Consider the following 9413-nt stretch of genomic DNA (forward strand, 5'->3'; position numbering starts at 1 on the left):
CGACAGCCCGAGCCGCAAGGTGCTGATCGACCGCTTGGCCGAGATGCTCGAGGCCCAGATCGGCTATTGCAAGAGGAAGGGCATTCGGCTCGCGCCCTTCGTCGGCATCGCCTGCCCCGGACTCGTTCGCAAGGACGGGTCCATCTCGCGCGGCGCGCAGAACCTGCCCGGCGATTGGGAAAGCGACAACTTTCACCTGCCCACCGAGCTGTGCAAGCGGCTGCCGACCATCGACGGCGAGCCGACCGTGGCGTTGTTGCACAACGATGCGGTGGTGCAGGGCCTGAGCGAACTGCCGTTCATGCAGGATGTGAAGCGCTGGGCGGTGCYGACCATCGGCACCGGACTGGGCAACGCCAGCTACACCAACAAGCAGAAGTAGGCGGGCCGGTCAGGCGAGTTCCTGGCCGAAGAAACGCAGCGTGCGATCCCATGCGAGCTGTGCCCACGCGGCGTCATATTGCGTGATGGGGATCCGGCCCGGGCCTTGCGCGGTTTCGTTGGCGAAGGCGTGATGCGCCTGGTAGCGGTGCCCTTCATAGCGCACGCCCGCCGCGCGCAGCTTCTCTTCGAGGGCATCGACCCCCGCGATGGCGAAGGCCGCGTCCTGCGTGGCCCAATGCGCCATCAACGGCACGCTGATCTTCGAGGCATCGACATACTCCAGCGGGGGATAGCCATACCAGATGACAGCGGCATCGGCCTCGGGCGCCATCGTCGATGCCAGCAAGGTCAACGCGCCGCCCATGCAGTAGCCGGTGACGCCCACCTTGCCGCCGCGCGCCTTCAGATACTGCAGCGCGCCGCGCACGTCCTGCGAGGCGGCTTCGGCGAAGTTCAGCCCGCTCATCAGATGTTGGGCTTCCTCGGCCTCGACGGTCTTCTTCCCGCGATAGAGATCGGGCACCAGCGCGGTGAAGCCGGCTTGGGCGAAACGCTTGGCAACCCCGAGGATCTGGTCGTTCAGCCCCCACCATTCCTGAATCACGACCACCGATCCGAAGGCCTTCTCGGCCTCGACCAGGTGGCCTTGCACCGCACCGCCATCCGGGCGCTTGAATTCAATCATCGTTGCCATGGATTTCTCCTGATGTCGTGGACGAGATGGGAGTATCGGACATGGGCCTCACAGCTGGAAAGCGATCGTCAGCAGCAGGCCCTCGGCGACGTCGCGCAGCAGTCCCGGCGTGCGCGCCCGGTAGCTTTCGCCGGCCGAGGCGGCGGTCTCGATCCAATGCGCCAGTTCGTCGATCTCGGCGCGGCCATAGAACACCACCGCAGCCTCGTGGTTGAGCAGCAGGCTGCGGAGGTCGAGATTGATCGAGCCGCACAGCGCCAGGTCGTCGTCCACCACCACCGCCTTGGCATGGGCCATGTAGGGCAGCATCCGGAACAGCACGCCCGCGCGTGCCAGGTCGCGCATGCTGCGGGCCCGCACGAAATCGGCCAGCCGGTGGTTCGACTGCGCGGGAATCGCGATCGTCACCTGCACGCCGCGCCGGGCCGCCAGCCGCAGCGCGTCGCGCAGTCCGTCGCCGGGCACGAAGTAGGGCGTGACGGCGAGCAAGCGGTGCTCGGCGCGGAAGCAGGCGTCGATCAGCAGCGCCTGCGCCGTGTCCTCGGTCTGGTCGGGGCCGCTGGGCAGGAACTGCGCCAGCCTGCCTCCGTCTTGCGGGCCGGCGTCGCCGGCGATGGCGCGTGACTGTCGACCGCGCACCGAGGACCAGTCGTGGTCGAACTGGCGCGCCGCCGCGGTCGCCACGTCGCCGTGCAGATCGAAGGACAGGTCACGCCAGGCGACCGGGTGCGCATCGTTGCCGGTGAAGTACTCGCCGGCCAGGTTCCTGCCGCCGGACCAGAGCCAGTGGTCGTCCGCGATCGTGAGCTTGCGGTGGTTGCGCAGGTTGCGCGGGCCGCTGCGGCGCAGGCTGAAGATCGGGCGGAACACCGCCACCTCGGCGCCGGCGCCGCGCAGCGAATCGAAGTGCGTGCGCGGCAGCGACAGGGCGCCGAAGCCGTCGAGCAGCACCCTGACCTTGACGCCCTCGCGGGCCCGGCGCGAGAGTCGGTTGATCACTTCGTGGCCGAGCGCGTCGTCGCCGATGATGAAGGTCGAGACGTCGATGGAGCGCCGGGCGCCCTCGATGACCTTGAACAGCGCGTCACGTGCGGCCGCGCCGTCGGTATGCAGTCGCACTTGGCAGAGGCTGGGCGGGGCGAGGCCGAAGCTCTCGACCAGTTCGGCCGCCCAGTGCCCCGCCGGCGCCGCGCGTGGCGGCCGCGGCGTGCCCACCGGCCGGAGCTTGCGCTGCCCGAACATCAGGTACATCGGCAGGATCACGTAGGGCAGCAGCGCCAGGCCCATGACCCAGGCGATGGCGGTCGTGGGGGCGCGCTGCTCGCGCCGCGCGCGGGTGGTCAGCACGTAGACCAGCAGGGCGAAAGTCACCACCAGCAGGTGCTGCGAGGGCGAGGGCAGCCAGTCGAGCAGGTCRTCGATCTGGTTCACGGGCGGACCAGGGCCTGCAGGTGGGCGGGTACCGGGCGACCTTGCGAGGCCAGGAAGTTCATCATCGGGCCGACCACTTCCCGCACCGGGCCGCGCGCACCCACGCGCTCGCGCCACGCCAGCAGCCGGGGCGTCGCCCCGGTCATGGGCGCGCCCTTGCGCTCGGCGAACACCTGTGCCATGTAGAACGCGATGTCCGCGAAGGAGTAGGGACCGGCCAGGAACTCGCTGCCGGCCAGCTTCGCTTCGAGTTCTCCGTAGAAGCGGGCGCAGCCGTCGCAGGCCGCCAGCGCCGCCGGACTTTCCATGTCCTGTTGCAGGCCGAAGAGCTTGATCACGTGCGGAAAGAAGACTTCATCCGATTTCAGCTCGAGCTGCCGGGCCCGCGCCCGCGCCGCGACCTCGCGAGGCCACAGCGGCGGCTCCGGAACCCGGTCCTCGAGATATTCGAAGATCTGGGTCGAGTCGAACAACTCGACCTCGCCGTCGATCAGCACCGGCACCTGCCGCTTCGGGTTGACCCGCAGCACCTCGGGGTGCTTGGGTTCGTAGCGGTCGTCGCGGTCGAAGGGCACCATCACGCACTCGAGGGCGACGCCCTTCTCGAGCGCCGCGATCTGCGCCTTGGCGCCGAACATGCTGAGGGGGGCGGTGAAGAGCTTCATGGGCATGACGCTACTTCACCACGGTTGGCGCCTCAGGTCGAGCCCCAGACCTCTTGGGCCGTTTCCACGACCAGCCGCAGCTTGGCGCGCTGCGCCTCGACCGCGATGTTGTTGCCGTGCACCGTGCTCGAGAATCCGCACTGCGGCGACAGCGCGAGCTGGTCGAGCGAGACGTACTTGGCGGCCGCTTCGATCCGGGCCTTGAGCTCGTCCTTGTCCTCCATCTCGCCGAACTTGGTGGTCACCAGGCCCAGCACTACGGTCTTGCCCTTGGGCAGGAAGCGCAGCGGTCGGAAGTCGCCCGAGCGGGCGTCGTCGTATTCGAGGAAGTAGGCGTCGAGGTCCATCTCCTTGAGCAGCGCCTCGGCCACCGGCTCGTAGTTGCCGGCCGCCGCGTGGGTGCTCTTGAAGTTGCCGCGGCACAGGTGCATCGCGAGGATCATGCCCTCGGGCTTCTGCGCCACCACCTTGTTGATGAAGGCAGCGTAGCGGTGCGGCAGCTCGTTCGGGTCGTCGCCGCGCTGGCGGGCGGCCTCGCGCATCTTCTCGTCGCAGAGGTAGGCGAGGTTGGTGTCGTCCATCTGCACGTAAGTGCAGCCGGCCGCGGCCAGCGAACGCAATTCGTCGCCATAGGCCTTGGCGACATCGTCGTAGAACGTCGGGTCGAGCTCGGGATAGGCCTCGCGGCTGATGCCGGCGCGGCCGCCGCGGAAGTGCAGCATGGTGGGCGAGGGGATGGTCACCTTGGGCGTGTTGCCGGCCGAGACCTGGCTCTTGAGGTACTCGAAGTCCGCGCGCTGGATGTTCTTTTCATGGCGCACCTTGTCGACCACGCGCATCACGGGCGGCGCCAATTCCTCGGTGCCGTCGGGCCTGCGGATCGTGACCGGGATGTCGGTCTTGACGCCGCCGAGCTGCTCGAGGAAATCGATGTGGAAATAGGTGCGTCGGAACTCGCCGTCGGTGATGCTCTTGAGGCCGATGTCTTCCTGGAACTTGACGATCTCGGTGATGGCCTTGTCTTCGACCTTGCGAAGCTGCTCGGGCGTGATCTCGCCCTTGGCTTTCTGCTCGCGGGCTTCGAGCAGGTATTTCGGGCGAAGGAAGCTGCCGACGTGGTCGTAGCGGGCAGGCAGGGACGCGTGCTGGGACATGGGATGGCTCCGTCGTATCTGGGAATAGAACGGTCGATCGTATCCGGACAGGAGGCCCATCGAATGGATACAGAAAGATCAGTATTTACCCTTGCTTTGGCTAAATACCAGTGGACTTTATCTCATCACTGTATACATTGCGGATCCCATGAAAGCCGAAACCCGTCCTTTCCCGCTCAATGCCTGGTATGCAGCCGCCTACGACGTCGAGGTCTCGCACGCCTTGATCGCGCGCACGGTCTGCAACCAGAAGCTGGTGCTCTACCGGCGCACCGATGGCCAGGTGGCCGCCCTCGAAGACGCCTGCTGGCATCGCTTGATGCCCTTGTCCCTGGGGCGGCTGGAAGGCGACGAGGTGGTCTGCGGCTACCACGGGCTGGTCTACAACAGCCAGGGCCGCTGCACCTTCATGCCGAGCCAGGAGACCCTGAATCCGTCGGCCTGCGTGCGGGCCTACCCTGTGGTCGAGAAACACCGCTTCGTCTGGGTCTGGCCCGGCGACCCGGCCAAGGCCGACCCGGCGCTGGTGCCCGACATGCACTGGAACGACGACCCTGCCTGGGCCGGCGACGGCAAGATGATCCGGGTCGCCTGCGACTACCGCCTGGTGGTCGACAACCTCATGGACCTGACGCACGAGACCTTCGTTCACGGCTCGTCGATCGGCAATCGCGCGGTGGCCGAGGCGCCTTTCGTCGCCACCCACGGCGACCGCACGGCCACGGTCACGCGCTGGATGGAGGACATCGATCCGCCTCCCTTCTGGGCCGGGCAGATTGACCACGCGCGCGGCTACCGCGGCAAGGTGGACCGCTGGCAGATCATCCGCTTCGAGGGGCCGTGCACCGTCAACATCGACGTCGGCGTGGCCGAGGCGGGTAGTGGGGCGGTGCCGCGCGACGGCCAGCCGGGCAACCGCAGCAAGGGCGTCAACGGCTACGTGCTCAACACCATCACGCCCGAGACCGACAAGAGCTGCCTCTATTTCTGGGCCTTCGCACGCAACTACTGCGTCGGCGAGCAGCGCCTCACGCACCAGCTGCGCGAAGGCGTGGCGGGCATCTTCCGCGAGGACGAACTGGTGCTCGAAGCCCAGCAGCGCGCGATCGACGACCGGCCCGACTACAGCTTCTACAACCTCAACATCGACGCCGGCGCGATGTGGGCGCGCCGGCTGATCGACCAGATGGTGGCGCGGGAGCAGCCGCGCGCGCCCACTATCCCGATCGTGCCTGGCGGGGGTGCCCGTTGAGCAGCGAGTCGGTCGAGCCCGGCGGCTCGCAGGCGGTCAAGGCCCAGTTGCGGCTGCGCGAGATGATTCTGGCCGGCGAACTGGCCGGTGGTTCCCGGATTGCCGAAGTGGCGGTGTCCGAGATGCTGGGCGTCTCGCGCACCCCGGTGCGCAGCGCGCTGATGCGTCTCGAGCAGGAGGGGTTGCTCGAGGGCCTGCCCAACGGCGGCTATGCGGTGCGCACCTTCTCGGAGCGCGACGTCGCCGACGCCATCGAACTGCGGGGCACGCTCGAAGGCCTGTCGGCGCGGCTGGCGGCCGAGCGCGGCGCGCCGCCGGTGGTGCTGCGCGAGGCCAGGGTCTGCCTGCGCCGCATCGATGAACTGCTGCGCGAGCCGGCGCTCGACGATGCGGCCTTCTCGCGCTATGTCGCCTTCAACGAGGAGTTCCATCGGCTGCTGTCCGAGATGGCTGGCAGTCCGCTGATCGCCAAGCAGATGGAACGCGTGATCAACTTGCCGTTCGCCTCGCCCTCGGGCTTCGTGGTGGTGCAGGCCAACTCGCCCGCCGCCCGCGACATGCTGCTGATCGCGCAGGACCAGCACGGCCAGGTGCTCGACGCGATCGAGAACCGCGAAGGCTCGCGTGCCGAGGCGCTGATGCGCGAGCACAGCCGCATCGCGCAGCGCAACCTCAGGGAAGCCCTGCATGGGGCGCAAAACCATCCCTTGCCAGGGGTGCAGCTGATCCGCCGACGCGCATGAAAGCAGTTCGAAGATGAAAAGCGATATCCACTGGATGCCGGCGCGCATCAGCGCCATCAAGGACCTCAGCCCTACGGTGCGCGAGTTCGAGATCACGCCCGAGTCGGGCATCGTTGTCGGGCACGAGCCCGGCGCCCACTTGCAGGTGCAGGTGCTGGTCGGCGCGCCGGGTTCGGGGCGCATGCAGAACCGTTCCTACTCGGTCGTCGGCGCGCCCGGTGGCCGCGCCTGGCGGATCGCGGTCAAGCGGCTCGACCAGGGCCGCGGCGGCTCGCTCGCGATGTGGCGGTTGGCCGTCGGCGACCGGCTGCTGGTGAGCGAGCCGCAGACCCACTTCGGACTCGACCTGACCGCGCCGGGCTACCTGCTGGTGGCCGGCGGCATCGGCATCACGCCGCTGGTCCACATGGCCCAGCGTCTGGCCGTGCTGGCCGAGCGCAAAGGCGTCCCGGTGCGCATGCTCTACGGCGCCCGCGACGAGTCCGAACTGGCTTACCTGGCGGACCTGCGCGAGGCGCTCGAAGCGCATTCGAGCGCCAGCCTGCAGGCCTACACCGGCAGCGCGGCGGTCGACTTTGCCGCCGAGATCGCCAAGCTCCCCGCCGGTGGCCAGGTCTACACCTGTGGTCCGGTGCCGATGCTCGAAGCGGTGAAGAGCGCCTGGGCCGCCGCCGGCCGGCCGCAGGCGGACTTGCGCTTCGAGACCTTCGGCAGCAGCGGCCGGCTCCCGACTCAGGCCTTCGAGGTGCGCATTCCGCGCCACCAAGTGGCGATCACCGTGCCGGCTGACAGCACCCTGCTGGAAGCGCTCGAAGGCGCAGGGGTCCAGACCTTGTGGGACTGCCGGCGCGGCGAATGCGGCCTCTGCGCGATGGACGTGCTGGCGGTCGAAGGCGAGATCGACCATCGCGACGTCTTCCTGAGCGCGCACGAAAAGGCATCGGGACGCCGCATCTGCGCCTGCGTCTCGCGGGCGGTCGGCACGATCACGCTCGACTCCGCCTGGCGCCCAGACATCGCTTGATGCTCCACACTTTGCGCGATCATCGCGCAGGCGATGTGCTGATCGCGCAGAATTCGCTGCCTTCGCTTGAAGGCTAGGTAGTTGCCGGCGCTCCGGCTTGCTTGCATCTGGTCACAATATCCCCCGTTGCGCATCCCATTGAATAAGGAGAGTTCCATGCTTCGTCGCCACCTCATACAGGCTGCCGGCCTGACCGCCATCGCGCTGGCCATGCCTCTGGCCCACGCGCAGGACAACACCTTCAAGATCGGGATGATCCTGCCAATGACCGGCCAGCAGGCCTCCACCGGCCGCCAGATCGAAGCCGCCGCCCGGCTCTACATGGCGCAGCACGGCGACACGGTCGCCGGCAAGAAGGTCCAGCTGATCGTCAAGGACGACACCGGCCTGCCCGATGTCACCAAGCGCATCGCGCAGGAACTGGTGGTCAACGATAAGGTCAACGTGCTGGCCGGCTTCGGCATCACGCCGTCCGCGCTGGCCGTGGCGCCGATCGCGACCCAGTCGAAGACGCCCGAGGTCGTGATGGCCGCGGCCACCTCGAGCATCACCCAGGCTTCGCCGTACGTCGTGCGCTCCAGCTTCACGCTGCCGCAGGCGGCGGTGGCGATGGGAGACTGGGCGCCGAAGAACGGCATCAAGACGGTGGTCACGCTGGTGGCCGACTACGGTCCGGGCAACGACGCCGAGAAGTTCTTCGCCGAGCGCTTCGAACTCAACGGCGGCAAGGTGATCGAGAAGCTGCGGGTGCCGCTGCGCAACCCGGACTTCGCGCCCTTCCTGCAGAAGGTGCGCGACGCCAAGCCCGACGCGCTGTTCGTCTTCGTGCCCTCGGGCGCGGGCGCGGCCGTGATGAAGCAGTTCCTCGAGCGCGGCATGGGCAAGGCCGGCATCAAGATGATCGCCACCGGCGACGTGACCGACGACGACCAGCTCAACGACATGGGCGACGGTGCGCTCGGCGTGGTCACCTCGCACCACTATTCGGCGGCCCACCCGTCGGCGATGAACAAGAAGTTCGTGACCGATTTCCAGGCGGCCAACAAGAACATGCGGCCGAACTTCATGGCCATCGGCGGCTATGACGGCATGCGCATCATCTACGAGGCCCTCAAGACCACCAAGGGCCAGGGCGGCGGCGACGCGCTGCTGGCCGCGATGAAGGGCCAGGTCTTTGAGAGCCCGCGCGGCCCGGTGCTGATCGACGCCCAGACGCGAGACATCACACAGGACATCTATCTTCGCAAGGTCGAGAAGAAGGACGGTCAGCTCTACAACATCGAGTTCGACGTGATCAAGCAGGTCAAGGACCCGGGCAAGAGCAAGTAGCAATGGCTCGCCCCCCAGTTGCCCCGCACTTCGTGTCGGGGCGCCCACCCCCTACCGGGGGCAACATCAGCGGCCCGGCAAAGCCGGTTCCGCGGTGTTTCCCGAACGGGCCCCGCTGCGCAGCCGAAGGCATTGCAAGATGGCGCCTTGAGAAACTGACATGCTGACTATTCTTTTCGACGGGGTTGCCTACGGCATGCTGCTGTTCGTGCTAGCGGTCGGCCTGGCCGTGACGCTGGGGCTGATGAACTTCATCAACCTCGCGCACGGCGCCTTCGCGATGGCCGGGGGTTATCTCACGGTGTTCGCGATGCAGAAGCTGGGCGTACCTTTCCTGCTCTGCCTGCCGCTGGCCTTCGTGGCGGTCGGCGCGGCGGGGGCGCTGCTCGAGCGCACGCTCTACCGGCCGATGTACGGCAAGTCGCACCTGGACCAGGTGCTGTTCTCGATCGGCCTGGCCTTCATGGCGGTGGCGGCGGTCGACTATTTCGTCGGCTCCTCGCAGCAGAACATCCACCTACCCGACTGGCTGCGCGGCCGCACCGAGATCGGCGACGGCGCGCTGCTGCTGGGCATGGGCCACTACCGTATCTTCATCATCGCGGTCTGTGCGCTGCTGACCGTGGTGCTGCAACTGATCCTCTCGAAGACGCGCTTCGGCAGCCGGCTGCGCGCCGCGGTCGACGACCCGCGCGTGGCGGCGGGCCTGGGCATCAATGTCAACGTGGTGTTCCTGC

General features: G+C 67.6%; 9 protein-coding genes and 1 pseudogene. 6 read left to right on the forward strand and 4 right to left on the reverse strand.

Annotated elements, in window-relative coordinates; all coding sequences use genetic code 11:
• Positions 1 to 382 (forward strand): annotated as a pseudogene (locus tag AC1DY5_RS29815) (ROK family protein); the annotation flags it as partial.
• 9 nt (positions 383 to 391) lie between these two features.
• Here AC1DY5_RS29815 and AC1DY5_RS29820 read toward each other — a convergent pair.
• The 4 genes from AC1DY5_RS29820 to AC1DY5_RS29835 are packed head-to-tail and all read right to left on the reverse strand — an operon-like array spanning position 392 to position 4328.
• Complete coding sequence (locus tag AC1DY5_RS29820) at positions 392 to 1069, reverse strand: dienelactone hydrolase family protein (protein ID WP_478117325.1); 678 nt, start codon at positions 1067 to 1069, stop codon at positions 392 to 394.
• A 57-nt stretch (positions 1070 to 1126) separates the two neighbouring features.
• The gene (locus AC1DY5_RS29825; protein ID WP_478117312.1) at positions 1127 to 2509 is read right to left on the reverse strand and encodes a phospholipase D-like domain-containing protein; all 1383 of its coding nucleotides are present in this window, start codon (positions 2507 to 2509) and stop codon (positions 1127 to 1129) included.
• Positions 2506 to 3174 (reverse strand): glutathione S-transferase family protein, encoded by a 669-nt coding sequence (locus AC1DY5_RS29830; protein ID WP_478117327.1) that lies wholly within the window; start codon positions 3172 to 3174, stop codon positions 2506 to 2508. The genes AC1DY5_RS29825 and AC1DY5_RS29830 overlap by 4 nt, the downstream gene beginning before the upstream one ends.
• A gap of 32 nt (positions 3175 to 3206) precedes the next feature.
• Positions 3207 to 4328 carry a 5-methyltetrahydropteroyltriglutamate--homocysteine S-methyltransferase gene (locus tag AC1DY5_RS29835; RefSeq protein WP_478117314.1) on the reverse strand — a complete coding sequence of 374 codons (1122 nt, stop codon included), beginning with the start codon at positions 4326 to 4328 and terminating at the stop codon, positions 3207 to 3209.
• Positions 4329 to 4476: 148 nt separating this feature from the next.
• Between AC1DY5_RS29835 and AC1DY5_RS29840 the strand changes: the two genes are divergently transcribed.
• The 5 genes from AC1DY5_RS29840 to AC1DY5_RS29860 form a co-directional block, all read left to right on the forward strand.
• Positions 4477 to 5580, forward strand: coding sequence for an aromatic ring-hydroxylating dioxygenase subunit alpha (locus AC1DY5_RS29840; protein WP_478117316.1), 1104 nt, complete (start codon positions 4477 to 4479; stop codon positions 5578 to 5580).
• A complete protein-coding gene (locus AC1DY5_RS29845) occupies positions 5577 to 6323 on the forward strand; it encodes a GntR family transcriptional regulator (RefSeq protein ID WP_478117317.1) in 747 nt (248 codons plus the stop codon). Before AC1DY5_RS29840 ends, AC1DY5_RS29845 begins: the two co-directional genes overlap by 4 nt.
• Before the next feature lie 13 nt (positions 6324 to 6336).
• Complete coding sequence (locus tag AC1DY5_RS29850; protein WP_478117319.1) at positions 6337 to 7347, forward strand: PDR/VanB family oxidoreductase; 1011 nt, start codon at positions 6337 to 6339, stop codon at positions 7345 to 7347.
• Positions 7348 to 7503: 156 nt separating this feature from the next.
• The gene (locus AC1DY5_RS29855) at positions 7504 to 8676 is read left to right on the forward strand and encodes an ABC transporter substrate-binding protein (protein WP_478117321.1); all 1173 of its coding nucleotides are present in this window, start codon (positions 7504 to 7506) and stop codon (positions 8674 to 8676) included.
• Between the two features lie 160 nt (positions 8677 to 8836).
• The coding region (locus tag AC1DY5_RS29860) for a branched-chain amino acid ABC transporter permease (protein ID WP_478117323.1) at positions 8837 to 9413 on the forward strand (577 nt) is incomplete at its 3' end.

This window comes from Variovorax sp. P4_D9 (assembly GCF_056401695.1).